This window comes from Kitasatospora sp. NPDC051170, from assembly GCF_044455705.1.
GTDB lineage: Bacteria > Actinomycetota > Actinomycetes > Streptomycetales > Streptomycetaceae > Kitasatospora.
Window position 1 is genome coordinate 123,936 of sequence record NZ_JBITFA010000004.1, and the last position, 24,682, is coordinate 148,617.

Consider the following 24,682-nt stretch of genomic DNA (forward strand, 5'->3'; position numbering starts at 1 on the left):
TGCCTAGGCGGGGGCGCGGCCCGCGCCCGAGGCGAGCTCCTTGGCGGCCTCCGTGAGGTCCTTGGCGGTGTCGATGGCGCGCCAGTAGACGCCCTGCGGCAGCTGGTAGCCGGCCAGGCGCTTGCCGCGCGCGAGCTGGGGGAAGGTGGTGCGCTCGTGGTCGCCCACGTCCGGCAGCAGCTCGGCGAACTCCGGGCTGAACACGTACAGGCCCGCGTTGATCAGGAACGGGGAGGGCGGCGCCTCGATGAAGTCCAGTACGTTGCCGAACTGGTCGGTCTCCACGGCGCCCCAGGGGATCCTCGGCCGGGCCAGGGCGAGCGTGGCGACGGCGCCGCGCTCGTGGTGGAAGGAGGCCATGTCGCGGAGGCTGAACCTGGTCCAGATGTCGCCGTTGGTGGCGTACCAGGGCTCGTCCGGGCGAGGCAGCGCCTTCGCCGCGTACTTGAGCCCGCCGCCGCGGCCGAGCGGCTCGGCCTCGACCACCGTGCGCACCCGCAGCGGCAGGTCCGCCTTGTCGAGCCACTCCTCCAGCACCTCGGCGAGGTGGCCGCAGGACACCACCACGTCGGTGACGCCCTCCTCGGCCAGCCAGGCCAGCTGGTGGCCGAGGATCGGCTTGCCCGTCCCCGGGATCTCGACGAGCGGCTTGGGGCGGTCGTCGGTGTACGGCCGCAGCCGGGAGCCCTGGCCGCCGGCCAGGATCACCGCCTGGGTGACCGGGGTGGCGGTCGGGGCGGTGACCGGTGTCGCGGTCGGCCGGGGCTCGTGGTGCTCGCGGGGCTCGCGGGGCTCATGGACGGCGGCGGGGCCGGAGTCAGGGCTCATGCCTGAACAATAGGCGCGCCCGCCGCCGCAGAGGGCTCAACCGCGCGTCGGCGGGCCCGAGTTGTCGGGCGTGTGGCCTCAGCCGACGACGCCGGCCGCGAACGCCCCGTCGCAGACCGGGCGCGCGAAGGAGCGGGCCCGCTGGACGTCACCCTGGTACTTGCGCACCGCCGCCTTGCCCAGCTCCGTGGCCAGCGAGGTGCAGTACGGCGTCAGGGCCGGCTGCTCGCGCATCGAGCGCTCCAGCAGGTCCAGCGCGGCGGAGGGGTTCTTGGCGCGCAGCTCGTCGAGCAGCGCCACCCGCAGCGACTCCTGCGGGGCGAGGCCGTCCTGCGACTTGGTCGTACTGGTCGAGGCGGCGGTGGAGGAACGCCCGATCCCGGCGCCGTCCCCGCTGGACGCCGCCACGACCTGCTGGTCGAGGCCGGTCGGCGGGGCCCACGGGACCCGGGTCACGGCGAGGGTGCCGGTGGTCACCAGGACGACCGGCAGGGTCAGGGCGACGGTCTGGCCGATACGGCGCACTAGCTGCTTCACCCTCAGGAGAGTAGCGGTGGGTAGCCCCGAGATCGCCCTCCGTCACACCATCGAGTGACGCGTGTCCGGGTTTATCCCCACACCGCGTTGACGTGGGGGTGTACGGACGGAGCCCGTCCGACCGGGAACGGTCGGACGGGCTCCGCGTGGCTGCTTGCCGGGCGCGCCGTCAGCGGCTGAGGCGCTCGCCGCTGCCGGTCGCGAAGACGTGGGTCTCCTCGGAGGTCGGCACGACGTGGACCGTCTCGCCGCGGGCCGGGATCTGGCGGCCGGGCACGCGCACGACGATGTCCTTGTCCACGCCGCCGATCTGCGTGGTGCCGTAGACGAAGCCGTCCGAGCCGAGCTCCTCGACCACGTTCACCGTCACCGCGACGCCCTCGATGCCGCCCGCCGGGACGATCTGGAAGTGCTCGGGGCGGATGCCGACGGTCACCGTCTTGTCCGTGCCGGCGCCGTTCAGGTCCTCGCGGGAGATGTTGACCACCGAGCCGCCGAACTTCACCCCGCCGTCCACCAGCGGAACCTCGACCAGGTTCATCGCCGGGGAGCCGATGAAGCCGGCCACGAACAGGTTGGCGGGCTTGTCGTACATGGTGCGCGGGGTGTCGACCTGCTGCAGCAGACCGTCCTTGAGCACCGCGACGCGGTCGCCCATGGTGAGCGCCTCGGTCTGGTCGTGGGTGACGTACACCGTGGTGATGCCCAGGCGGCGCTGCAGGCCCGCGATCTGCGTACGGGTCGAGACGCGGAGCTTGGCGTCCAGGTTCGACAGCGGCTCGTCCATCAGGAAGACCTGCGGCTGGCGCACGATCGCGCGGCCCATCGCCACGCGCTGGCGCTGACCGCCGGAGAGCGCCTTCGGCTTGCGGTCCAGGTACTCGGTGAGGTCGAGGATCTTCGCGGCCTCTTCGACCTTGGTGCGGATCTCGGCCTTGTTCACGCCGGCGATCTTGAGCGCGAAGCCCATGTTCTCGGCGACGGTCATGTGCGGGTACAGCGCGTAGTTCTGGAACACCATCGCGATGTCCCGGTCCTTCGGCGGCAGGTGCGTGACGTCGCGGTCGCCGATGCGGATCGCGCCCGAGTTGACGTCCTCGAGACCGGCCAGCATGCGCAGGCTGGTCGACTTGCCGCAGCCGGACGGGCCGACCAGGACGAGGAACTCGCCGTCGGCGATCTCCAGCTCCAGCTGGTCGACCGAGGGCTTGTCGGCCCCGGGGTAGACGCGGGTCGCCTTGTCGTACGTGACAGAAGCCATGGTGGTTCTCTCCTTCACCGGCAGGAACGTGCCGGACGATCCGAGTAAAGGGGTTCATCCCTGTTCACTTGTGCCGACCCCGCAACTGGTCTGAACCACTTGCCGACCCGACTCCCGGCGACGCTACCCGCACCCCCGCCCCCTGTCAGCCCCCTGGCCACAACGGTTCCATCACACCCCCGCCCCCCGGATATCCCCCCAACCCGCCACCCGGGCCCGGTAGACTCACCCCCGGTGCCGCCGTGATCCGTTCGCGGACGGCCACCGTGCCTCCTTAGCTCAGCTGGCCAGAGCACCGCTCTTGTAAAGCGGGGGTCGTCGGTTCGAACCCGACAGGGGGCTCGCGTAGGAAGCGATGCGACCGGCGCCCGAAGGGCCAGCTCACCGGAGTGATCCGGAGGAGCTGGCCCTTCGTCGTTGCTGCGGTGCTGCTCGGGCCGTGCCACGGGCGTGCCGGAAGCGTCGGGCGGATCGTCGTCCTCACCGAGAGCCTTGCGGGCGGCCTCGCCCAACTTGTCGGCGATGGCACGGTCCCGGTCGCCGGTCATGTGCTGGTAGATCGGCGCGGCCCGGGTGGTGCTGTGATCCATCCTGGTCATGAGCTCCCGGGTGCCGACTCTCATCCGGGCCACCACGTGAACGCTCAGCCGTGCCAGGTTCGGCTGTCCCGGGCCACGGCGAAGATCTGGTCCACCTGATCGCTCCGAAGCTGAGGCAACCGCCCGGACAGATGCTGATCCACGCGTGCGCCGTCCAGCAACAGAATCGGAGACAGGGCCGATCCGATGGTGATTGAGGTCGCCCCCACCACGGCGACCACCGGCTGAACCGGCACCGGGAATCCGGAGCGTGCTGACAGCACTCGTGAGACCTTGGTGGCTTCGCTCTGGCTCACGGGCGCATAGCGCGTAGGCACGCGGTTCACGGTGATCGCCTGATCCCCCTGCCACACGACGGCGCCCCGGTGGTGCTTCGTGTTGACCGTGAAGACGCCTGGTGGCCCGATGACCAGATGGTCGATGTCGGTTCCGCTGGAGAACTGCACCGAGTGAAGCACCTTCCACCCGTCACGGCGGAGACGGTCCAGCCGACGACCGACCACCCGCTCACCTCGCAGGCCGACCGCCCATGTGTGCGCTTGCGTCTGCTCCTTGCCGAGCCAGTAGGCAAGGCGTCGTTTGATCCAACTCGGCTCGAGCTCCCTGATCTTCCGACGGATGGAGTCGCCGGGAGCGTTCTGCGCCAGGTCGGAACCGGGTGGCGAAGGAGGCGGTAAGGGCGGTGCGACAGGTCGCCCTGAGTCGAGTTCCACGCTGTCAGGTGCCGCTTTCAGGTGAGCGGCCAACACGCTCTCGACGAGCGCCCGTTGGCTCTCATCCCTCACCGTGGTCTCGCCGGTCTTGACGTCGTACCAACCGAGAGCCTTCTCAATGCCGCGCTGGTTCACGTACAGCCGGTCGTGTCCGTGCCGACGCCAACGCCCGACAGTGAACTCGTCTATCCTCACCCCCGAGAGAGCTACCAATCGACGCACCACCACAACACGGTGACGGTCAACTGCCAAGGGCGCATTGGAGCGTGCGGGCCAGAGGCGCCACGATGCGCCGACCCGGCGAGCGTGAGCAGGGCGGGATGGCAGGGGAGCAGGAGCGAGGGAGTGTGCCGGCGGCGCCAAGGGCGTGCCACGCGTGCCGCAGGCGTGTCAGAACGGGCGGTACGTGGCGGTGAATCGCGGGCGCAGACGGTGCGGTGGCCGGGGAATCGGCAGGGTGGCCCAGCCGCAGGTCGCGCGGGGTGTCGAACGCCTGTCCTTGTAAGGCGGGGGTCGTCGGTTCGAACCCGACAGGGGGCTCTGCGGAATCGGAAGGGTCGGCCCGGTCGTCATCGGGTCGGCCCTTCCTACGTGTCCGGGGTGCGAGCGGGGAGGGTGAGGGTGGCGAGGGCGCCGCCGGCGGGGTGGTTGGCGAAGGTGAGGGTGGCGCCGATGACGCGGGTGTGGCCGGTGGCGATGGTGAGGCCGAGGCCGTGGCCGCGGCCGCGTTCGGGGGCGTTGGTGCGGAAGCGCTGGGGGCCGTGGTCGAGGAGGTCCTCGGGGTAGCCGGGGCCGTGGTCGCGGACGGTGATGCGGTGGCCGTCGACGCGGAGCAGCACGGGGGCGGCGCCGTGGCGGTGGGCGTTGAGGAGCAGGTTGCCGAGGATGCGGTCGAGGCGGCGCAGGTCGGTGCGGACCTCCCGGTCGTCGGCCACCTCGACGGTGACGTCCAGTCCGGTGAGGGCGACGGTGCGGCGCACGGCGCGTTCCAGGGGGACGGTGGAGAGGTCGGGGGACTCGACGTCGGCGTCCAGGCGGGAGACCTCCAGCAGGTCCTCGACCAGGCCGCGCAGGGCCTGGACCCGGTTGCGGACGAGCTCGGTGGGGCGCCCGGGCGGCAGGAGTTCGGCGGCGGTGACCAGCCCGGTGAGCGGGGTGCGCAGCTCGTGGGCGACGTCGGCGGTGAAGCGCTGCTCGTCGGCGAGGCGCCGGTGCAGGGTGCGGGACATCAGGTCGACGGCGGCGGCGAGGTCGGCCACCTCGTCCTTGCCGTCGACGAGTTCGCCGATCCCGGTGTCCGTCCCCCCGGCGGCGATGCCCCGGGCGGCGGTGGCGGCGGTGCGCAGCCGGCGGCTGATCCGGTCGGCGACGAGGACGCCGGCGAGCACGGTGGTGAAGACCGCGGCGACCACGGTGATCAGGATGATCCGGTCCAGGTCGGCGATGGCGCGGCGGTCCTGGGTGAAGTCGACCCGGACGGAGAGCACCCCGTCGCGGACGGGGCCGGCCGCCCACATCGCCTCGCCCGGCCCGTCCGCGGCCAGCAGGCTGCCCCGGTGGCCGGAGGCGGCGAGGGTGCGCAGCCGTCCGGGCAGGGCGGGGTCGTTGACGGCGCCGCCCGTCCTGGCGGGCTCCTCGCCGCGGCTGTAGGCGGCGGAGGCGGAGTCGAGGGCGGTGAGGGAGGCGGTCCGGGCCTGGTCGACGTGCTGACGGATCATCGCCCGGTGGACCAGCAGGCCCACGGCCACCGCGACCAGTACGGAGATGGCGGCGACGGCGGTGGCGATCTGGCGGCGCAGGGTCATGCCGGGCGCCGCAGCTTGTAGCCGAACCCGCGGACGGTCTCGATCCGGTCGGAGCCGATCTTGGCGCGCAGCCGCTGCACGTGGACGTCCACGACGCGGGTGTCGGCGCCCCACTCGTAGTCCCAGACGCGTTCGAGCAGGGTGGTGCGCTCCAGCACGATGCCGGGGGAGGCGGTGAGTTCGAGCAGCAGGCGCAGCTCGGTGGGGGTGAGCGGGACGAGGCGGCCGTGCACCCGCACCTCCATGCTGTCGGTGTCCACCTCCAGTCCGTCGAAGCTGCGGACGGTGGCGGGCGCGAGGGTGGCGGGTGCGACGGTCGCGGGCGCGAAGGCGGGGGCGGTCACCACGGCTTCGGCGGCCTCCACGGCGGCGGACGCGGGCGGGGCGGGAACGACCCGGACGCGGCGCAGCACCGTACGGATGCGGGCGACGAGCACGGCGCTCTCGAAGGGCTTGACGACGTAGTCGTCCGCCCCGGCCTCCAGCCCGGAGACCACGTCCACCGGGTCGGTGCGCGCCGACATCATCAGGATCGGCAGCTGGCTCTCCTCGCGGATGCGGCGGCAGAGGCCGACCCCGTCGAGCAGCGGCAGCATGACGTCCAGCAGCAGCAGGTCGGGGTTGACGGCGTGGAAGGCCTCCAGGCCCTCCAGTCCGTCCGCCGCCGTGGTGACCGGGAAGCCGTAGCGCTCCAGGGCCATGCGGGTCGCCTCGCGGATGACCTCGTCGTCCTCGACCAGGAGGATGTGCGGGGTGGGGGTGGTGGTCATCGTCGGGCTTCCGGGGTCGGGATGCGGACGCCCGCGCCGGACGGGGCGGGCACGGGGGTGGCGGTGGCGACGGAGGGTCGGGCCGGCCGCGGCTCCGGGGCCGCGGCGGTCGGGCCGGCGAGCGGGACGGGGCCGATCGCGGTCACCCGCTGCTCCATGAGGGCCAGGACGGTGCCGTTCCACTGATAGCGGCTGCTGGTCTGGGAGGAGAGGGTGGTCGACTCGTGGAGCCACAGGTCGGAGCCGACGGTGTCGGCGCTGAAGACGCTGGTGACCTCCACCCGCAGGATCGGCACGACGCGCTCGCCGTCGAGGGCGTAGACGTGCAGCACGACCGCGCCGGGGGTGGTGGCGGTGGTGATCAGCTCCGGGTGGCCGTCCCCGGTGAGGTCGCGGAACTCCGGGGTGCGGACCCCGCAGCCCGGGCAGGTGCCGAGCGCGCGCCGCTCCTCCGGGGAGACGGCCGGGTCCTTCCCGAGGAGGTCGCGCACGTCGACGGTGGTGAGGTCGTGCCCGGGGACGGTCAGGCCGGGCACGGGCTGGGGGGCGGGCTGGGCGGCGCGTTCGGGCGCGGCCGACGGCGAGGCGGTGGTCTGGTCGGGCCAGAGCGCCTTGGCGACGGGCGGCGGGCTGGCGGCGGCGATCGGCCCGGCGTCGCGCAGGTCGCCGGGGGACTCCCGGGTGAGGGCGAGGGCGGCGAGGGCGAGGAGCCCGGCCAGCGCCGCCAGGACGGCCACCGGTACGGCGCCCGGCCGGCGGCGACGGGGTCGGGGTGCTGCTGGCACGGTCGGGTCAGCCCTCCTGGCCTGCTGGTTCGTGCTGGTTCGCGCTGGTTCGTCGGTGGGTAGGTCGTGCGGACGGCCGTCGGCGGTTCCGGGGGCGCGGCGTCAGGCCGGGTCCGCCGTCACGATGATGTTGTCCGTCCAGTGGCCGTCCTTGCCGATCTTCCCGCCGCAGGTGATCAGCCGGAGCGTGGGGGTCGGGGTGTCACCGTAGACCTGTTCGGTGGGGAACCGGTCCTTGGCGACCTGGAGCAGCGTACGGACCGTGAAGTCCACGGTGGTGCCGTCCGCGCGCCGGATCCGGACCAGGTCGCCGGGCTTCAGCTTCGGCACGTTCCGGAAGACCGCCGGGCCGTGCACGGTGTCGTAGTGGCCGATCAGGACGGCCGGGCCGTTGCTGCCGGGGGCGGCGCCGTCGCGGTACCAGCCGACCTCGTCGCCCCGGTCGGACGGGGGCACCTCGACCGTCCCGTCCGGGTTCAGGCCGAGGCCCGCCACCGGCGCGTCCACCCCGGCGGCGGGGATCAGCAGCCGGGTCGGCGGCGAGGGGGCGAGGGACTTCGGCGCCGTGGTGGCCGTGGTGCCCGGGGCGGTCGGGGAGCCGGGCGCCGGGGCGGTGATCGCGTTCACCGCGCTGTGCCCGGAGGTCTCGATGCGCACCACCGGAGCCTCCCGGCCGCTCAGCGCCATCGAGGTGCCGAGCACCAGGCAGAGCAGCCCCGCCGCGCCGAAGGCCGTACGGCGCAGGGCGCTCGGCCCGCGCCGGGCGGCGCGGCGCCTGCCGCGCTTCGTGGTTCTCCGAGCCGTCCTGGTCCCGGCCGCCGGCGGGGCCCCGGCGCCGCTTCCCCCGCCGGCCGGGTACGGGGGAAGGGCGCCGGGGTGCCCGGCGGGCTCGGGACCGGTGTCAGCCGCGCGCACCGGAGCGGCGGCGCAGGACGGCGAAGCCCAGCGCGCCGGCGCCGATGGCGGCGACGGCGCCACCGCCCGCCAGCATCAGGCCGGAGCCGCCCTCGGAGGCGGTGGAGCCGTCACCGGCCGCCGCGGCGCCCTTGGGCACCGGCCGGGCGGTGGGGGTGCCGGTCCTCTCCAGCTTGGGAAGGACGCCGGCCGACGGGGTGGCCGTGGGGGCGGCCGGAGCGGCCGGACCGGCCGACGGCGAGGCCACGGCGGCGCCGCCACCGGGGGCGGTGGCGGTGGGCGCCGGGGTGCCGTCGGCCCATGCCTGTCCGCCGGTGAGAGTGGTCAGCAGCGCGGCCCCGGTCAGGGCGCAGACCGCCAGGACGCGGCGGGCGGGGGAGCGGTCGGTACGGCTCCTGCTCGTGCTCATACGGTGGTTCTCCTCGTGGGTGCTGCGTCAACGGGTGGTGTCCTACGCGATCGCGGACGCGCTGCGGCCGTACCGGCCCGTAGGTCCCGGCGACGGCCCTGCGGCGTCGACAGCGACGGTAGGAGCGCCGTGTCGCGGCCACCGGCCGGTCGTGTCACGGCCACCCGTCGACTGTGTAACGGACCTCCCGTCGACCTCCCGTCACACTCCCCGTCCCCCTCCCCGTCGACCTCCCGTCACCCTCCCTGCCGCAGTTGACGGAGGGTCCAGCCCTCGCCGAGCGGGCGGGTGCGGTCGGTGAAGAGTTCGGCGGCGCGCCGGTACGAGAGGCGGGCGCGGCCGGTGTGCGGGCAGCGGTCGGCGGCGGGGGTGCCGGCCGGGGCGCGGCGGTCGGTGAGGAAGAGCGGGCCGGTGGGGCGGCCGGCCGTGAGCATGAGCAGTAGCCGCGCCGTGCCCGACTGCCAGCGGAGCGTGGGGCGTTGGGGGTGCGGCCGGGTGTGGCGCAGGGTCGGGTCGAGGCCGTCGGTGTCGAGGGCGAGGACGGTCTCGATGGCGGCGCCCGACTCGTGCAGCAGGTGCCACAGGGCCTGTTCGCGCAGCGGGGCGCGGAGGGCGAAGAGGGCGCGCAGCCGGTCGGGGTCCAACGGCTCTGCGGCGGGCGCGGGTTGGGCCGTGGGCCGCAGGCCGGCGGCCGGGTCGCCGGCGATCCAGCCGCGGGCGCGCCACCAGGCCGACGCCGCCCGGAGGGTGGAGAGTTCGCGGTTGAGGGTCCGCGGGTCGGTGTCGGCGGCGCGGCGGTCGAACGCGGCGCGCAGCCGACCGGCGGCGTCCGGGTGGTCGAGCAGCGCGAGCGGCAGGACGGGCGGCCGGGCGCGCCGCCGTTCGGGCCCGGTGGGCGCGGGGCGGTCGGCGAGCGCCCAGGCCCAGGTGTCCAGGGCGATCCGGTAGATCCGCCGGGAGCCCTCGGACAGCCCGGATCCGGCGAGGTAGCGCTCGACCGCGACGCCGTACTCGACCGGCTCGACTTCCCCCACGATGCATCACCTTTCCGCAGTAAATCGCTTTTCCCGAGCACTCACAGCCTATCCGTGAATCGCAGTAAACCGCAGGTGAAGCACCACAGATGAGTCAATTTACTGCGGCAACTCCCCTCCTCTCCAAAATTGATGCCGAAACGCTCAACTTTTCTCCCGGAACCCCTTGAACCCCGCTCCCTCCCGACCGCAGACTGGCTGCCCATGGCAGTGGAAACAGAACGGATCCCGGCCCGCCCCCGGCGGCTGGGAGACCGGCTCGCCGTGCTGCGCGAGCGCGACTTCAGGTTGTTCTTCGTCGGATACACGACCTCCCTCCTCGGTTCCTCGATGGCCCCGGTGGCCGTGGCCTTCGCGGTGCTCGACGGCGGCGGAGGCGGCACCGCCCTCGGGTGGGTGATGGCGGCGCGCATCCTCCCCGTGGTGCTGATGCTGCTGGCCGGCGGGGTGATCGCCGACCGGCTGGGCGGGCGGCGGGTGATGCTGGGCTCGGAGGCGTCGCGCGGACTGGTGCAGGCGGTGTTCGCGGCCCTGCTGGCCGCCGGGCGCGCACCGGTGTGGGCGATGGTGGTGCTGGTGGCGGTCTGGGGCGTGGGCGAGGCGCTGTTCATGCCCGCGTTCGGCGCGATCGTCCCGGATCTGGTGCGCCGCAAGGAACTGCTCGGGGACGCCAACACCCTGCTGGGGCTGGCCCGTTCGGTCTCCACGGTGGCCGGCCCGGCGCTGGCCGGCGTGGTCACGGCGGCCAGCGGCCCGGCCGCGGTGCTGCTGGTCGACGCGCTGACGTACGGCGTCGGGGCCCTCGCCCTGGCCCGCCTGCGCCTGCCCGAACGGAAGGCCCCGGGCGCCGGGCCCGGCCCGTCCATGATCCGCGAACTGCGCGAGGGCTGGGCGGAGTTCACCGCCCGCCCCTGGTTCTGGATCACCACCGCGCAGATGGGCCTGTTCAACCTGCTGGTCTGGGCGCCGTTCCTCGTCCTCGGCCCGCTCACCTCGCAGCGGGAGCTGGGCGGCGCCCGCGCCTGGGGCCTGGTGATGGGCGTGTACGGCGCGGGCGCGGTGCTGGGCGGCCTGCTGATGCTGGGCCGCCGCCCCGGCCGTCCCCTCGCGGTGGCGACCCTGGCCGCGCTCGGCTGGGCGCTGCCCTCGGCGGCCTTCGGGGCGGGGCTGGCGCTGCCGTGGGTGGCGGCCGGCGCGCTGGTGGCGGGGGTCGGCTCGGCGGTCTGCGGGGCGCTGTTCAGCACGACGACCCAGGAGTGGGTCCCGCGGGAACTGCTCGGTCGGATGACGGCCTACGGCTCGCTCGGCGCCTTCGCCCTCGGCCCGCTGGGTCTCGCGGTGGCCGGCCCGGTGGCGGACCACCTGGGCGCCGCCCGGGTCCTCGCGGCGGGTGCCCTGTGGCAAGTCGCCGCGACGGCCGTGGTGTTGGCCCTGCCCGCCGTCCGGGACCGCACCTGGGACGAGCCCGACGACGCCAAGGCCCCGTCCCCGCAGGACCACCCGGACCGGGCGCGCTGATCCGACAAGATCGCCCGGATCGGTCCTAGCCGGGCGGCCCCGCCCGCCCGGTCGTACGGTGGAGGTACGGGGGCTCACGGAGGAGGTCCGCCATGCCCGGTTCGCTCACCATCGGCCACCACGAGTCCACGGTCGCCCTGGGCCACGCCGACGCCGCCCGGCTCGCCACCGTCCTCGCCGACCTCGCGTACCTGCTGGAGGTCCCGGGCCCGGACCGGATCGGCGACGCCCAGGTGGCCGTCCTCTGCGAGGGCCGCGCCCCGGACCGCGCCGAGCTGTCCGCCTGGGCCCGCGCCCTCTCCGGGAGCTTGCGCGGACGGCTCTGAGAAGCACGGCCCGAGCCATGGCCCGACCCGCCGGTGGCGCCCCCACGTACGATGGCGCGCGGGGCGATCACCGTACGAACGCCCGCCGGGCGCCTGGCCGATGGCCGCAGCGGGCGGCCGGACCGGCGGAGGGTGGGGGGCCGAGCGTGCCGCAGTCCTGGTCGATGTCCTGGCTGACGGTGGACACCCCGCTGCCCAGCGGCCCGATGCACATCGCGGTGACCCCGATGGGCGTGGCGGCGGCCGGCTACCACGTGCGGGACGGCGAGACGCCCCCGTGTACGGACGAGCGGAAGGCCGCCGCCGTCACCGACCGCATCGGCGCCTATCTGGCGGGCCGCAGCCGCGAGTTGGGGCTGCCGATCGACTGGAGCCTCAGTTCCGGCCCGCACCGCGCCGTCCTGCAGACGCTCTGGCGCGAGGTGCCCTTCGGCCACACCATCACCTACGGCGAACTGGCCGCCCGCAGCGGGGTGTTCGAGGACGTGACCGAGCCGGGGCTGGCGGCCCGCACAGTCGGGCAGATGATGGCCGCCAACCCCGTGCCCCTGCTGGTGCCCTGCCACCGGGTGGTGGCGGCGGACGGGATCGGCGGCTTCGGCGGGGGCCGGGTCGGCATCGAGGTGAAGCGCTGGCTGCTCACCCTGGAAGGGGTGCTGGAGCCGACCCTCGACTGGAACGGCCCGCTCTGAAGGCTTCCATAGCTGTGGATTACATACGGATTGCAGACCATATGTCCGAATGATCAATCGAACTGATATCGGTCAGGTGAACTAGTCGTACTAATTGTTCGGTTATTCCGAACCACTCGAATGAGTGATTGCGGGACGCCCCCGAACGGGCCCACGATTGAAGCTGCACCATGAATGTCCTGGCGACGCTTCATCGGGTATGCGAAGGGCTCCCCTCATGTCGACCGAAACCAATGCCGGTATTCCCGCGCCTGACGCTCAGGCCGAGATCCGGCAGCAGCAGTCTCTGAGCACGGCGGGCGCGCGGAACCTCGCCACCACCACCAAGTCCGCGCCCCAGATGCAGGGCATCAGCCCCCGTTGGCTGCTCAGGAAGCTGCCCTGGGTGCAGGTGTCCGGCGGCACCTACCGGGTCAACCGCAGGCTGCGCCACTCGGTGGGCCGCGGCCGGGTGAGCTTCTTCAAGACCGGTTCCGAGGTGCGCATCGTCCCCCCGACACTGGCCGAGGTGCCGGTGCTGCGCGGGTTCGAGGACGAGGGGGTGCTGGAGGAGCTGGCGAGCCGCTTCACCCAGCGCGAGTTCGGCCCGGGCGACGTGCTGGTCTCCGCCGGTACGCCGATCAGCGAGGTCTTCCTCATCGCGCACGGCAAGCTCGACCGCCTCGGCACCGGCAAGTACGGCGAGGAGACGGTCGTCGGCACCCTCGCGGACGGCGACCACCTCGGCGACGAGGCGCTCCAGCAGGAGGACGGCACCTGGCCGTACACCGTCCGCGCCGCGACCTCCGGCACGGTGATGGTGCTCTCCTGGCCGTCCTTCCAGGAGCTGCACGACCGCTCCGAGGCGCTGCAGCTGCAGGTCATGGAGTACCTGAACGGCTTCCAGCAGGCGCAGAACAAGCACGGCGAGGCCGCGATCGACCTCTCCGCCGGCCACGCGGGCGAGTACGAGCTGCCCGGCGCCTTCGTCGACTACGAGCTCAGGCCCCGCGAGTACGAGCTGAGCGTCGCGCAGACCATCCTCAAGGTCCACAGCCGCGTCGCCGACCTCTACAACCAGCCGATGAACCAGACCGAGCACCAGCTCCGGCTGACCATCGAGGCGCTGCGCGAGCGCCAGGAGCACGAGCTGATCAACAACCCCGAGTTCGGCCTGCTGGAGAACGCGGAGTACGACCAGCGCATCCAGACCCACTCCGGCCCGCCCACCCCGGACGACATGGACGAGCTGCTCAGCCGCCGCCGCGGCACCAGGATGTTCCTCGCCCACCCCAAGGCCATCGCCGCCTTCGGCCGCGAGTGCAACAAGCGCGGCCTCTACCCGGGCACGGTCGAGGTGGACGGCAAGCACATCAGCGCCTGGCGCGGGGTGCCGATCTACCCGTGCAACAAGATCCCGGTCATCGGCGGGCACACCACCTCGATCATCGGGATGCGTATCGGCGAGGACAACCAGGGCGTCATCGGCCTGCACCAGGCCGGAATTCCGGACGAGTACCAGCCGAGCCTCTCGGTGCGTTTCATGGGGATCGACGACAAGGCGATCATCTCCTACCTGGTCAGCCTGTACTACTCCGCCGCGATCCTGGTTCCGGACGCGGTCGGCGTGCTGGAGAACGTGGACGTCGCGCAGCGCTGAAGAACCGGAAACCGCTGAGCCGAGAAAACCGTGAGCCGGCCGGACCGAGCACGTTCCGGCCGGCTCACGGCCGCCCACCCCACGGCGTCTGACCCCAGGCGCCGACCCGACAGGCGTCCACAGGGGGAGAGAAAACCCATGACGAGTCCCACGCTGGAACGATCGCACGAGGAGCGGCCCGAGCACCGGGAGGGGGCCGAGGCCGCGAGCGTCATCGAGCGGGCCCGCAAGCTCGTCGACCCGGTCCTGCGCGAGGCCGTCGACTCGCTGCCCGGCGCGATGCGCAGGGTCGCCGGATACCACTTCGGCTGGTGGGAGGCGGACGGCTCGCCCTCGACGGCCCCCTCCGGCAAGGCGATCCGCCCGGCCATGGTCCTCGCCGCCACCCAGGCGCTCGGCGGCTCCCCGGCCGAGGCCACGGCGGCCGCGGCGGCGGTGGAGCTGGTGCACAACTTCACCCTGCTCCACGACGACGTCATCGACCGCGACGAGACCCGCCGCCACCGCCTCACCGCCTGGCGGGTGTTCGGCACCACCGAGGCCATCCTCGCCGGCGACGCCATGCACTCCCTGGCCCTGCGCCTGCTCGCCGAGGACGCGCACCCGGCCGCCCGCGAATCGATCCGCCGGCTCACCGACTGCGTGGTCGAGCTGTGCGAGGGCCAGCAGATCGACTGCGCCTTCGAGCAGCGCAACGACGTCTCGCTCGCCGAGTGCCTGGCGATGGCCGAGGCCAAGACCGGCGCACTCCTCGGCGCGGCCTGCGCGATGGGCGCCCTGTACGGCGGCGGCTCCGGGGAGGCCGCGCAGGCGATGGACGGCTTCGGCCGCGAGATCGGCCTCGCCTTCCAGCTGATCGACGACCTGATCGGCATCTGGGGCGATCCCGCCGTGACGGGCAAGCCGGTCGGCGCGGACCTCGTCGCCCGCAAGAAGTCCCTGCCGGTGGTCGCCGCGCTCGGTTCCGACACCCCGGAGGGCCGCCGGCTCGCGGAGCTGTACGTCCTCGAACGCCCCCTCACCCCCGAGGAGTTGGCGCAGTGCGCGGCGGACGTCGAGGGCGCCGGCGGGCGCGGCTGGGCGCAGGGCGAGTCCTGCGAGCGGATGGCCGCGGCCATGGCGCAGCTGGCCGTCGCCGTCCCGGAACCGTCCTCGGCCGACGAACTCCTCGCCCTCGCCGAGCTGGTGACCCGCCGCAGCCACTGAGCCGGGGCGACGCGGCGGGAGGTCCCCCGTTCCTCCCGCCGCGCCCGTCTATGCGTAAGCAGCCAGCAGCCGCTGCTCCTTGGCCGGTTCGATGCCCTGCCGGAATGCCGCCGTCGGCCTCCCCTTGCGCCCCTCGGCGTCCGTGTCGTCGACGGGCTCGCGCGTGCGCAGCCACTCCCAGGTGTCCCGTGCCGTCTCGGTGAACGGGCGGCAGCGCAGACCGGCCGCCTCGGCGCGGCTGCTGTCGACCTTCCAGATGCCCGCCCAGTCCGGCAGATCCGGTGCCCAGAGGGGGAGTTCGGTCCAGGGCGCGACCTGGTCCGGCCCTTCGGCCAGCAGCGGCCCGTCCTCGATCCACACCAGCTCGGTGCCCGCCGGGCCCGCGATCTCCCGGCAGGTCTCCAGCCACTGCCCGTAGGTGAGCCGCCCCGGCGGCGTCGTGGTGAGGAACCGGCCCGGGGTGCCCTCCGTCAGCAGTTCGAGCCCGAAGGCGGCGAAGTCCCGGACGTCGATCACCTGCATGGTCCGGCCCGGGTCGCCGGGGGCGAGCACCCGTCCGCCGCGGGCCATCCGCTCCAGCCACCAGGGCAGCCGACCGCCGAGCTCGTACGGTCCGATCAGCAGCCCGCTGTTGAGGATCAGTGTGCGCTCGGCCCCGAACCCCTCCTGTACGGCCCGCTCGCATCCGGCCTTCAGTTCCCGGCTGAACGGCTGCCCGGGCGGGGTGTCGGCGGGGCAGGGGAGGAGCGCGGAGTCCTCGGTGATCGCCTTCGGGCCGAAGTCGGCATAGGCGTGCACGGAGGAGACGAAGGTGTAGTGGTCGGCCCGGTCGCGCAGCAGCCTCGCGCTGAGCGCGGCCTGGGCGGGCTGCTGGGCGGAGGTGTCGACGACGGCGTCCCAGCGGCGGCCCTCGACCAGCCGGGCGACGTCCTCGGCGCTGTCGCGGTCGCCCCGGACGACCTCGACACCGGGCAGGTCGCCGACGCTGAGGCCCCGGTTGAAGGTGGTGACCTGGTGGCCGTGGGCGAGGGCCTGGGCGGCATAGGCCCGTCCGAGGAAGGACGAACCTCCGAGCAAGAGGATCTTCATACCGAGCAGCTTGTCCGATCCCTCCCGCCCTCACGCCCGGCTTAGCGCTCAGCAGAGCGCCCGGAGAGCCCCGGGCGCCCGGATCGCCCGGATCACCCGGATCGTCCGGATCGCCACCGGGCCGCCCCCCACCTAGCATCCGATATGTACCCGCATCACCGGTATCACCCGTATCAGCCGAATCAGCCGAGAAGCCCGCCCGGAGCGATCCGCCCGGACCGGAGGACCCCCGATGACCCAGCCCGAGCTGGAGGCCCTGGCCGCCGACGCGTACGTCTACGGCTATCCGCTCGTCGCCGGCCTGACCATGGTCGAGCGCTTCACCAGGGGAGGCCTGGGCACCATCCCGGCGGCGCCGTTCAACCGGTTCAGCCACGCCACCCGCCTCGCCGGGCCCGGCGACCACTTCGTCTCCGTCAACAACGACACCGTCTACTCGATCGCCCTGCTCGACCTCTCCGAGGGCCCGCAGGTGCTCCACGTCCCGGACACCGCCGGCGCCTACTACGTGCTGCAGTTCATCGACGCCTGGACGGACAACGTCGCCTACCTCGGCCGCCGCGCCACCGGCACCGGCGCGCAGACCTGGCTGGTCGTCCCGCCCGCCTGGCACGGCACCCCGCCCGACCCGGACCGCGTGATCGAACTGCCGACCACGACCGGCACGATCGTCGGCCGCTTCGCCTGCGCCGGCCCGGACGACCTGCCCCGCGTCCGCGCCCTCCAGGCCGACCTGACCCTCGGCCCGCTGGAGCCCGGCGGCCTGGTCGCGGGCCTGCCCGAGCCCGACCCCGAGGTGCCCGAGCGCCTCGCCTTCTTCGAACGCCTCCGGGTCTGGATGCGCGCCTTCCCGCCCGCCACCCCGGACATCGAGTACGAGCGCCGCTTCGCCCCGCTCGGCCTGCTCGACGAGGGCCCCTCCCCGTACCGGGCCGCCGCCGAGGAGTGGACGCTCGCCCTCGCCAAGGGCCTGGCCGCCGGCCGCGAGCGCGTGGAGGACGCCACCCGCCCGGGCGAGGACCAGCCGCTCGGCGAGTGGCGCACGGCGCTCCACCTCTTCGACTACAACGTCGACCACCTGGGCCCCGGCACCCTGGACGACCCCGAGTGGCGCATCCCCGACCGCCGCGCCGCCTACCTCAGCCGGGCCGCCGCCGCCCGCGCCGGCCTGTGGGGCAACCACGCCTACGAGGCCACGTACGCGATGACCTACGACGACTCGGACGGCCGCCCGCTCAGCGGCGCCAACGCCTACACCCTGCGCTTCGACCAGCCGCCGCCCGCCGGGGCGTTCTGGTCCGTCACCATGTACTCGCTGCCGGACTACCACCTGGTCGAGAACCCGATCGACCGCTACTCGATCGGCGACCGCACCCCCGGCCTGGTCCACGCCGGGGATGGCTCCCTCACCCTGACCCTCCAGCACGAGCCCCCCGAGGACCCGGCCGCCGCCGCCAACTGGCTCCCCACGCCGGCCGGCGAGTTCCGCCCCATCATCCGCCTCTACCAACCCGAGCCCCCCGCCCTCGACGGCACCTACCAGGTGCCCCCGATCCGCCGCGTCTGACCGACCGCACTCCTACGGCGTGGCCGTCGCACTCGGGTGCGCGGGCGCCGTCCCGCCGGTCGCCGTCCCCGAGGGCGTGGCCGTCGCCGACGGCGAGTGCGTGGGGGACGGCGTCCCGGACGGCGCCGGCGAGGCCGTGGCGCTCGCGGACGGCCCGGCCGTGGGCGTCGCGCTCGGCCCCGCCGGCGAGGCCGAGCCGGTCGGGCTGGCCGAGCCGGTCGGGGCCGTCGAGCCGGTCGGGGTCGCGGGCGAGGACGGCTCCCCGCCCCGGTTGTGCGGCCCGCCCTCCAGCGTGACCACCGCCTGCGAGGGCGGCAGCGCGATCCGCGCCGTCCAGTGCCCGGCGGGTGCCAGTTCCTCGTCCACCGTGACGATCACCGTGATCCGCTGCCCGGGCGCGAGCGTCCCGGAGTCGCGGCTGAGCCGCAGCCATCCGGCCTCCGTCACGGCCCGCCAACGGATCTCCGTACCACCGGAGTTGGTGAGGGTGAGGACGGTACGGCTGCCGTACTCCCCGGCCTCGACGGTGAGCAGCCCGCCCGCCGCCGTGTCCCCGGGCACCGAGGCCGGCTGGGCGGCCGGCACCGGGGAGGCGACCAGTGCGGGGTTGCCGATCGGCGTCGCCCCCCGACCGGGCACGGGGACGAGCGGCCCCTGGAAGGTCAGCCGCGGAAAACGCGGCAGCAACGTTTCTGCACCGTGCCCGGCCACCCCCGTCAGCTCCAGCCCCGCCGCCACCGCCCCCACCGAAGCCCCGGCCGTGCCCGCAGCACCCGTCGCACCGGCCGCAGCGCCGTCCCGGGAGCCACCGGCCGACCGCTGCCCCGCCTCGTCCACCCGCACCGCCGAGACCGAGGCCGCCGACCCCGCCCCGCCGCCACCGCGGTGCCCGGCCCACAGCGCGACCACGGGAGCGGCCAGCACCGCCGCGAGCACCCCGGTGGTCACCACCCGCCGCCGCACCGCCAGCCCGCGCCCCGCGTCGGGGGCCCGGTGCCGGGGGAACCCGCCCTGGTCGAACCGCAGCCCCGGCTCCACCACCCGCGCCGCCCCCGCCACCGGCAGGTACGGGGCCCCGCCCTCCTCCGCGTCCGCAACCGGAGCGCCCAGCAGCGGCAGCCCCGACACCCCCTCCGCCCCCGCCTCGTCGGCCGCCACCCGCTCGGCCGTCCCCCGGCAGGTCGGGCAGTCCACCACGTGCTGCACCAGCTCCCGCCGCAGCGCCGGGCCGAGCACCCAGTCCCGCCAGGACTCCGCTCCGGCCCCGCCGAGCCGGTCCAGCTCCGGACAGCTGCCGACGCCGAGCACCAGCAGCGCCGCCCGCGTCCGTGCCACCTCCGCCTCCGCACCGCCCAGCAGCGCCCGCGTCCGGTCGAAGGGCAGCCCCAGCACCGCCGCGACCTCCAGCGGCGTCAGCCGGTGCCGCACCGACAGCTCCAGCGCCTCCCGCTGCTCCGGATCGGTCCCGGCCGCCTCCGGCCACGCCAGCGAGGCCAGCTCCCGCCGCCGCCGGGCGGCCTCCAGCTCCGAAATCTCCGAAGCCTCCAAAACCTCCGCGAGACCCTCGCCCGGGCCGCCCGAGCGCACCCCGCCCGCCAGCCGCCGCAGGCAGCAGTACCGCGCCACCGCGAACAGCCAGGCCCGCACCAGCCCCGGCTCCGCCAGCCGCCCCCCGTGCCGCCGCGCCAGCTCCCGCACCTCGCGCAGGGCGTCCGCCGCCGCGTCGTGCTCGCACAGCACCGACAGGCAGTACGTGAACAGCCCGTCAGCCTGCCGCTCGTAGGCGGCCAGCACCGCCGCGCCGCGGCCCTCCTGCCCGGACCGCACCGCACCCGGGCGGTCGGCAGCCCCGGCAACGACCCCCGGCGTCCCTTCGATACGCGTTGTCACCCGTCCGAAGGTAGGCACCCCGGGCCCCTCGCCCCCACCATTCGCCGCGTATGTACTTCTTTCGGGTAACAACATCGCCCATCTGTGTGGTTGACCGGAGCCTCCCGGCGCGTCCGCCGGCGCACCGCCACTGTCAGACCCAGGCGCTACCGTGGCCGCATGCCACCGCGTTCCAAGACCACCGCCAAGCCGCGCCCGGCCTACCGCTGCACCGAGTGCGGCAACCAGCTGCCCAAGTGGGTCGGCCGCTGCCCGGAGTGCAACGCCTGGGGCACGGTCGAGGAGTACGGCGCGGTCCCGATCCGCACCACCGCCGCGGGCCCCGTCAGCGCGCCCGCCCGTCCGATCGCCGAGGTGGACGGCCAGGTCGCGACGGCCCGCTCCACGGGCGTGCCGGAGCTGGACCGCGTGCTCGGCGGCGGCCTGGTCCCCGGCGCGGTGGTGCTGCTGGCCGGGGAGCCCGGCGTCGGCAAGTCCACCCTGCTGCTGGACGTCGCGGCCAAGGCGGCCAGCGCCCAGCACCGCACCCTCTACGTCACCGGCGAGGAGTCCGCGAGCCAGGTCCGGCTGCGCGCCGACCGGATCGACGCCCTCTCCGACCACCTCTACCTCGCCGCCGAGCAGGACCTCGGCGCCGTCCTCGGCCACATCGAGGCCGTCAACCCCGGCCTGCTGATCCTGGACTCGGTGCAGACCATCGCCTCCGCCGAACTGGACGGCGCTCCCGGCGGCCCGGCCCAGGTCCGCGAGGTGGCGGGCGCGCTGATCCGCGCCTCCAAGGACCGCGGCATGGCCACCCTGCTGGTCGGCCACGTCACCAAGGACGGCCAGATCGCCGGCCCGCGCCTGCTGGAGCACCTGGTGGACGTGGTCCTGAGCTTCGAGGGGGACCGCCACGCCCGGCTGCGCCTCATCCGGGGGGTCAAGAACCGCTACGGCGCCACCGACGAGGTGGGCTGCTTCGAGCTGCACGACGAGGGCATCGTGGGCCTGGCCGACCCGTCCGGCCTCTTCCTGACCAGGCGTGACAAGCCCGTGCCCGGCACCTGCCTCACCGTCACCCTGGAGGGCAAGCGCCCGCTGGTGGCCGAGGTGCAGGCGCTGATGGTGGATTCGCAGATCCCCTCCCCGCGCCGCACCACCTCGGGCCTGGAGTCCCCCCGGATCGCGATGATCCTGGCCGTGGTCGAGCGCCACGGCGGGGTGAAGCTCGGCAAGCAGGACATCTACACCGCCACGGTCGGCGGGGTGAAGCTGACGGAGCCGTCCGCGGACCTCGCGGTGGCGCTCGCCGTGGCCTCCTCCTCCACCGACACCCCGCTGCCCAACAACCTGGTGGCGATCGGCGAGGTCGGCCTGGCGGGCGAGGTGCGGCGGGTGACGGGTGTGCAGCGGCGCCTCGCCGAGGCGCACCGGCTGGGCTTCACCCACGCCCTCGTCCCGCCGGACCCGGGCAAGGTCCCGCCGGGCATGAAGGTGGTCGAGGTGTCGGACATCGGCGAGGCGCTGCGGGCGATCCCGGGCCGCCGCCGCGCGCCCGCCAAGCCGCGCGGTGAGGGGCGGGGTGAGGCCGCGTCGGCCCCGCCGGCGCCCCGCGAACCCCGGGTCGCGGCCTACGCCGAGGAGCTGATGGACGGCTGGGAGCCGCTCGACTCCGACGAACTGCGCTGACCCAAGCCCTGCCGAAGCCGCACGCAGTTAGACTTTCCCCAGTCTCATTGGCCAGAGGGCAGTACCGAGCGGTACTGAGCGACAGAGCAACAGACCGCGGACCGGCGCACGGCGCGAGGCGCGCGGCACGGGGTCGACCGGAGGAATCACGTGGCAGCCAGCGACCGGGGGGCCGACAAGGCTTCCCGCGAGGAGGCCCTGCTGCGGGCCTCCCTTACCGCCATCGCGCCCGGCACCGCCCTGCGTGACGGCCTGGAACGGGTCCTGCGGGCCAACACCGGCGGCCTGATCGTGCTGGGCTTCGACAAGACCGTCGAGCCGATCTGCACCGGCGGCTTCGTCCTCGACGTCGAGTTCACCGCCACCCGCCTGCGCGAGCTGTGCAAGCTCGACGGCGCGGTGGTGCTCGACAAGGACATCACCAAGATCGTCCGGGCCGGGGTCCACCTGATGCCGGACTCCACCATCCCCACCGACGAGACGGGCACCCGCCACCGCACCGCCGAGCGGGTCAACCGTCAGACCGGCTACCCGGTGGTCGCGGTCTCGCACTCGATGCGGCTGATCGCCATGTACGTCAACGGCACCCGCCGGGTGCTGGAGGACTCGACCACCGTCCTGTCCCGCGCCAACCAGGCGCTGGCCACCCTGGAGCGCTACAAGCTGCGCCTGGACGAGGTGGCCGGCACGCTCTCCGCCCTGGAGATCGAGGACCTGGTGACGGTCCGGGACGTCACCGCCGTCGCCCAGCGGCTGGAGATGGTCCGGCTGATCGCCACCGAGATCGCCGGCTACGTGCTGGAGCTCGGCATCGACGGCCGCCTCCTCTCGCTCCAGCTGGACGAGCTGATCGCGGGCGTGGAGCCGGAGCGCGAACTGGTCGCCCGGGACTACTTCCCCGAGCGGGCCGCCAAGAAGGGCCGGACGGTCAACGAGGTGCTGGCCGACCTGGAGGCGCTGACCCACGCGGAGCTGCTGGACCTCCAGACCGTCGCCAAGGCGCTCGGCTACTCGGGCACCCCGGAGTCCCTGGACTCCGCGGTCTCGCCGCGCGGCTACCGGCTGCTGGCGAAGATCCCGCGCCTGCCCAACACGGTGATAGAGCGCCTGGTCGAGCACTTCGGGGGCCTGCAGAAGCTGCTCGCCGCGAGCATCGACGACCTGCAGACCGTCGAGGGCGTCGGCGAGACCCGGGCCCGCTCGGTCCGCGAGGGCCTGTCCCGCCTCGCCGAATCGTCCATCCTGGAGCGCTACGTCTGACCGTCCCGCCCGTCCGTCCCGCCCGCCTGATCGTCCGACCGGACGGGCGCCGCAGACGCCGCAGAACACCGGAGCCCCCGACCGCCGCTGCGGTCGGGGGCTCCGTACGTCCGTGGTGCGCCGTCAGCCGTCCAGGCGGATCGACGCCCGGGCTACGACCTTGTCGCCCGTGACCCCGCTGAGCTCGGCGAGCACCGTGTAGGTGCCGGTGGCCGCCGGTGCCGGGTCGGGGGTGGCGCAGGCCTGCTTGCTGCGCAGCCGGTCCCAGGTGAAGGTCTCGCCCTGGCTGCTGTTGGCCCCGATCTGCACCCACTGGTCGCTCTTGTCGGCCGGGCAGTCGCCGGAGCTCCAGATCCGCTCGTTGCTGGTCGAGCTCACGGTGATCGCCGAGGCCGTCCGCCCGAGGTTGACGCGGCAGGCCGCGCCGGAGGAGTTCTTGACCGTCAGGACGAGCTGCGGCTTGTCCTTCGCCTGGTACGGGTTCTGGGTGGGCGTCAGCTCCAGGGCCACCTGCGAGGCGGTGCAGACCGGGAGCTTCATCACCTCGGCCGTGTTCACCGGCGGGGCGCCACCGCCCGTCCCGCCCGCGCCGCCGCCCGAGGAGGCGCCGGCCGAGCCGGTCCCGCCGCCACCGGAGCCGGCCGAGCCGCCGCCCGTGGCGCCGCCGTTGAGGCTCACCTCGCCGCCGGAGCCGCCGGAGCCGGACGATCCGCCGCTGCCGCCGGAGCCGCCGGTCGAGCCGCCGCCGGTCGAACCGCCCCCGGGAGGGGCCGCGGGGCCGGAGGAGGGCGCGCCGGGCGTGATGGCCTGGGCGGGGGTCTGGTTCTGGGACTGGGTCGGCGCGGCGTTGGCGGCCTTCTGTGAGGCGCCGTCACCGCCCCCGCCCTGGTCGCTCATCAGCCAGGCGATCAGGGCGACGACCGCCACGACGGCGGCGAGCACGACGACGCGCCGGCGCCAGTAGATCGAGGCCGGCAGTGGTCCCACGGGTTGACGCAGAGAGGGCACACCCGAACTCTACGAGACTGTGTGAGTCTCCTGACTCATCAACACCGCACAGTCGCCCCTTCCTTCACATGATCCGCCATTTGAGCCGTTCGAGGGAGGTCTTCGACGGTGGATTCCGGTGAATTCCGAGGATCATCCGGAATTCACCACTCCACTTCCATGATCCCCCGGTGGTCTTCCGGTGGTCCTCCGCCGGCACCCCGACGACCCCCGCGGCCGTGGGAGGATCGAAGGGCCATGACTGCCATCACCACCGCCCCCGCCGCCCCCGGGCTGACCATGCCGCTGCCCGCCCTGCACGCCACCGTCCTCGACTGGTACGAGGCGAGCAAGCGCGACCTCCCCTGGCGGACGCCCGACGCCACGCCCTGGGCCGTCATGGTGAGCGAGTTCATGCTCCAGCAGACCCCCGTCAAGCGGGTGCTGCCCGCCTGGCAGGCGTGGATGACCCGCTGGCCCACCCCGGCCGACCTCGCCGCCGAACCCTCCGGCGAGGCCGTACGGATGTGGGGTCGGCTCGGCTACCCCCGCCGCGCCCTGCGGCTGCACGCCGCCGCCGTGGCGATCACCGAGGAGCACGGCGGGGCCGTCCCGGACGACCACGCCACCCTGCTCTCCCTGCCCGGAGTGGGGGAGTACACCGCGGCCGCCGTCGCCTCCTTCGCCTTCCGCCAGCGGCACGTGGTGCTGGACACCAACGTCCGCCGGGTCTTCGCCCGCGCCGTGACGGGCGTCGAGTACCCCGCCCAGGCCACCACCGCCGCCGAGCGCCGCACCGCGACCGCCCTGCTGCCCGAGGACGCCGGGACGGCCGCCACCTGGGCGGTGGGCGTGATGGAGCTGGGCGCCCTGGTCTGCACCGCCCGGGGCCCGGAGTGCGGCGACTGCCCGCTGTTCGAGCACTGCGCCTGGCAGCGCGCCGGCCGCCCGCCGTACGAGGGCCCGGCCCGCCGCGGCCAGACGTACGAGGGCACGGACCGCCAGGTGCGCGGCAAGCTGCTCGCCGTCCTGCGCGAGGCGCACGGCGGCGTCCCGCAGGCCAGGCTGGACGCGGTCTGGCCGGACGCCGTCCAGCGGGCCCGCGCCCTGGACGGCCTGGTCGCGGACGGCCTGGTCGAGCCCGTCGAACAGGGCGTCTACCGACTGCCCGCCTGACACGA

At 74.1% G+C, this 24,682-nt stretch carries 22 protein-coding genes and 1 tRNA gene; 10 read left to right on the forward strand and 13 right to left on the reverse strand.

The features are described 5' to 3' along the window. Positions 1-3 precede the first annotated feature (3 nt). From ACIBCA_RS10640 to ACIBCA_RS10650, 3 genes are all read right to left on the reverse strand, one after another. Positions 4-828: an NDP-sugar synthase gene (locus ACIBCA_RS10640; protein ID WP_396282513.1), complete on the reverse strand. Its 825-nt coding sequence runs from the start codon at positions 826-828 to the stop codon at positions 4-6. 78 nt (positions 829-906) lie between these two features. After that, positions 907-1,365, reverse strand: coding sequence for a hypothetical protein (locus tag ACIBCA_RS10645; RefSeq protein ID WP_396282514.1), 459 nt, complete (start codon positions 1,363-1,365; stop codon positions 907-909). Between the two features lie 169 nt (positions 1,366-1,534). Further along, complete coding sequence (locus ACIBCA_RS10650) at positions 1,535-2,626, reverse strand: ABC transporter ATP-binding protein (protein WP_396282515.1); 1,092 nt, start codon at positions 2,624-2,626, stop codon at positions 1,535-1,537. 268 nt (positions 2,627-2,894) lie between these two features. Here ACIBCA_RS10650 and ACIBCA_RS10655 point away from each other — a divergent pair. Next, a tRNA-Thr gene (locus ACIBCA_RS10655) sits at positions 2,895-2,968 on the forward strand. A gap of 301 nt (positions 2,969-3,269) precedes the next feature. Here the strand turns inward: ACIBCA_RS10655 and ACIBCA_RS10660 are convergent. The 7 genes from ACIBCA_RS10660 to ACIBCA_RS10690 all read right to left on the reverse strand — a co-directional run bounded on the left by ACIBCA_RS10660 (position 3,270) and on the right by ACIBCA_RS10690 (position 9,656). Further along, positions 3,270-4,133 carry a nuclease-related domain-containing protein gene (locus ACIBCA_RS10660; protein ID WP_396282516.1) on the reverse strand — a complete coding sequence of 288 codons (864 nt, stop codon included), beginning with the start codon at positions 4,131-4,133 and terminating at the stop codon, positions 3,270-3,272. A gap of 392 nt (positions 4,134-4,525) precedes the next feature. Then, complete coding sequence (locus ACIBCA_RS10665; protein ID WP_396282517.1) at positions 4,526-5,743, reverse strand: sensor histidine kinase; 1,218 nt, start codon at positions 5,741-5,743, stop codon at positions 4,526-4,528. Beyond that, entirely contained in the window at positions 5,740-6,513 is a 774-nt protein-coding gene (locus ACIBCA_RS10670; RefSeq protein ID WP_396282518.1) for a response regulator, read from the reverse strand. The genes ACIBCA_RS10665 and ACIBCA_RS10670 overlap by 4 nt, the downstream gene beginning before the upstream one ends. Further along, positions 6,510-7,298, reverse strand: a complete 789-nt coding sequence (locus ACIBCA_RS10675; protein WP_396282519.1) for a hypothetical protein — start codon at positions 7,296-7,298, stop codon at positions 6,510-6,512. Before ACIBCA_RS10675 ends, ACIBCA_RS10670 begins: the two co-directional genes overlap by 4 nt. Positions 7,299-7,400: 102 nt before the next feature. Then, on the reverse strand, positions 7,401-8,213 hold the full coding sequence (locus ACIBCA_RS10680) for a class F sortase (protein WP_396282520.1): 813 nt from the start codon (positions 8,211-8,213) through the stop codon (positions 7,401-7,403). After that, complete coding sequence (locus ACIBCA_RS10685; protein WP_396282521.1) at positions 8,200-8,622, reverse strand: hypothetical protein; 423 nt, start codon at positions 8,620-8,622, stop codon at positions 8,200-8,202. The genes ACIBCA_RS10680 and ACIBCA_RS10685 overlap by 14 nt, the downstream gene beginning before the upstream one ends. Before the next feature lie 236 nt (positions 8,623-8,858). After that, positions 8,859-9,656 (reverse strand): hypothetical protein, encoded by a 798-nt coding sequence (locus ACIBCA_RS10690; protein ID WP_396282522.1) that lies wholly within the window; start codon positions 9,654-9,656, stop codon positions 8,859-8,861. 204 nt (positions 9,657-9,860) lie between these two features. Between ACIBCA_RS10690 and ACIBCA_RS10695 the strand changes: the two genes are divergently transcribed. The 5 genes from ACIBCA_RS10695 (at position 9,861) to ACIBCA_RS10715 (ending at position 15,037) form a co-directional block, all read left to right on the forward strand. Further along, positions 9,861-11,174 (forward strand): MFS transporter, encoded by a 1,314-nt coding sequence (locus tag ACIBCA_RS10695; protein WP_396282523.1) that lies wholly within the window; start codon positions 9,861-9,863, stop codon positions 11,172-11,174. Positions 11,175-11,266: 92 nt separating this feature from the next. Continuing rightward, positions 11,267-11,500, forward strand: coding sequence for a hypothetical protein (locus tag ACIBCA_RS10700; RefSeq protein WP_396282524.1), 234 nt, complete (start codon positions 11,267-11,269; stop codon positions 11,498-11,500). Positions 11,501-11,646: 146 nt separating this feature from the next. Beyond that, positions 11,647-12,192, forward strand: a complete 546-nt coding sequence (locus ACIBCA_RS10705) for a methylated-DNA--[protein]-cysteine S-methyltransferase (RefSeq protein ID WP_396282525.1) — start codon at positions 11,647-11,649, stop codon at positions 12,190-12,192. Between the two features lie 217 nt (positions 12,193-12,409). Continuing rightward, positions 12,410-13,831, forward strand: coding sequence for a family 2B encapsulin nanocompartment shell protein (locus ACIBCA_RS10710; protein WP_396282526.1), 1,422 nt, complete (start codon positions 12,410-12,412; stop codon positions 13,829-13,831). A 138-nt stretch (positions 13,832-13,969) separates the two neighbouring features. Next, complete coding sequence (locus ACIBCA_RS10715) at positions 13,970-15,037, forward strand: family 2 encapsulin nanocompartment cargo protein polyprenyl transferase (protein WP_396282527.1); 1,068 nt, start codon at positions 13,970-13,972, stop codon at positions 15,035-15,037. 48 nt (positions 15,038-15,085) lie between these two features. On the opposite strand, the gene ACIBCA_RS10720 is transcribed toward ACIBCA_RS10715, so the two are convergent. Then, positions 15,086-16,126 (reverse strand): NAD-dependent epimerase/dehydratase family protein, encoded by a 1,041-nt coding sequence (locus tag ACIBCA_RS10720; protein WP_396282528.1) that lies wholly within the window; start codon positions 16,124-16,126, stop codon positions 15,086-15,088. A gap of 232 nt (positions 16,127-16,358) precedes the next feature. On the opposite strand from ACIBCA_RS10720, the gene ACIBCA_RS10725 reads away from it, so the two are divergent. Continuing rightward, on the forward strand, positions 16,359-17,693 hold the full coding sequence (locus ACIBCA_RS10725) for a DUF1254 domain-containing protein (protein WP_396282529.1): 1,335 nt from the start codon (positions 16,359-16,361) through the stop codon (positions 17,691-17,693). Between the two features lie 12 nt (positions 17,694-17,705). Here ACIBCA_RS10725 and ACIBCA_RS10730 read toward each other — a convergent pair whose 3' ends face one another. Continuing rightward, positions 17,706-19,583 (reverse strand): hypothetical protein, encoded by a 1,878-nt coding sequence (locus ACIBCA_RS10730; protein ID WP_396282530.1) that lies wholly within the window; start codon positions 19,581-19,583, stop codon positions 17,706-17,708. 159 nt (positions 19,584-19,742) lie between these two features. Here ACIBCA_RS10730 and radA point away from each other — a divergent pair, with 159 nt between their 5' ends. Both radA and disA read left to right on the forward strand, forming a co-directional pair. Next, positions 19,743-21,254: a DNA repair protein RadA gene (gene radA, locus ACIBCA_RS10735; RefSeq protein ID WP_396282531.1), complete on the forward strand. Its 1,512-nt coding sequence runs from the start codon at positions 19,743-19,745 to the stop codon at positions 21,252-21,254. Positions 21,255-21,455: 201 nt separating this feature from the next. Further along, positions 21,456-22,514, forward strand: coding sequence for a DNA integrity scanning diadenylate cyclase DisA (disA, locus tag ACIBCA_RS10740; protein WP_396282925.1), 1,059 nt, complete (start codon positions 21,456-21,458; stop codon positions 22,512-22,514). A gap of 123 nt (positions 22,515-22,637) precedes the next feature. Here disA and ACIBCA_RS10745 read toward each other — a convergent pair whose 3' ends face one another. After that, positions 22,638-23,501 carry a hypothetical protein gene (locus tag ACIBCA_RS10745; protein WP_396282532.1) on the reverse strand — a complete coding sequence of 288 codons (864 nt, stop codon included), beginning with the start codon at positions 23,499-23,501 and terminating at the stop codon, positions 22,638-22,640. Between the two features lie 258 nt (positions 23,502-23,759). Here ACIBCA_RS10745 and ACIBCA_RS10750 point away from each other — a divergent pair, with 258 nt between their 5' ends. Continuing rightward, positions 23,760-24,677: an A/G-specific adenine glycosylase gene (locus ACIBCA_RS10750; RefSeq protein WP_396282533.1), complete on the forward strand. Its 918-nt coding sequence runs from the start codon at positions 23,760-23,762 to the stop codon at positions 24,675-24,677. Positions 24,678-24,682 lie beyond the last annotated feature (5 nt).

What these genes read in the sequence shown, in the direction of transcription:
- ACIBCA_RS10700 (WP_396282524.1), top strand. Translation starts at nt 11,267, where the DNA reads ATGCCCGGTTCGCTCACCATCGGCCACCACGAGTCCACGGTCGCCCTG.
- ACIBCA_RS10725 (WP_396282529.1), top strand. Translation starts at nt 16,359, where the DNA reads ATGACCCAGCCCGAGCTGGAGGCCCTGGCCGCCGACGCGTACGTCTAC.
- ACIBCA_RS10695 (WP_396282523.1), top strand. Translation starts at nt 9,861, where the DNA reads ATGGCAGTGGAAACAGAACGGATCCCGGCCCGCCCCCGGCGGCTGGGA.
- ACIBCA_RS10670 (WP_396282518.1), bottom strand. Translation starts at nt 6,513, where the DNA reads ATGACCACCACCCCCACCCCGCACATCCTCCTGGTCGAGGACGACGAG.
- radA (WP_396282531.1), top strand. Translation starts at nt 19,743, where the DNA reads ATGCCACCGCGTTCCAAGACCACCGCCAAGCCGCGCCCGGCCTACCGC.
- ACIBCA_RS10720 (WP_396282528.1), bottom strand. Translation starts at nt 16,126, where the DNA reads ATGAAGATCCTCTTGCTCGGAGGTTCGTCCTTCCTCGGACGGGCCTAT.
- ACIBCA_RS10665 (WP_396282517.1), bottom strand. Translation starts at nt 5,743, where the DNA reads ATGACCCTGCGCCGCCAGATCGCCACCGCCGTCGCCGCCATCTCCGTA.
- ACIBCA_RS10715 (WP_396282527.1), top strand. Translation starts at nt 13,970, where the DNA reads ATGACGAGTCCCACGCTGGAACGATCGCACGAGGAGCGGCCCGAGCAC.
- ACIBCA_RS10710 (WP_396282526.1), top strand. Translation starts at nt 12,410, where the DNA reads ATGTCGACCGAAACCAATGCCGGTATTCCCGCGCCTGACGCTCAGGCC.
- ACIBCA_RS10685 (WP_396282521.1), bottom strand. Translation starts at nt 8,622, where the DNA reads ATGAGCACGAGCAGGAGCCGTACCGACCGCTCCCCCGCCCGCCGCGTC.
- ACIBCA_RS10750 (WP_396282533.1), top strand. Translation starts at nt 23,760, where the DNA reads ATGACTGCCATCACCACCGCCCCCGCCGCCCCCGGGCTGACCATGCCG.
- ACIBCA_RS10640 (WP_396282513.1), bottom strand. Translation starts at nt 828, where the DNA reads ATGAGCCCTGACTCCGGCCCCGCCGCCGTCCATGAGCCCCGCGAGCCC.
- ACIBCA_RS10650 (WP_396282515.1), bottom strand. Translation starts at nt 2,626, where the DNA reads ATGGCTTCTGTCACGTACGACAAGGCGACCCGCGTCTACCCCGGGGCC.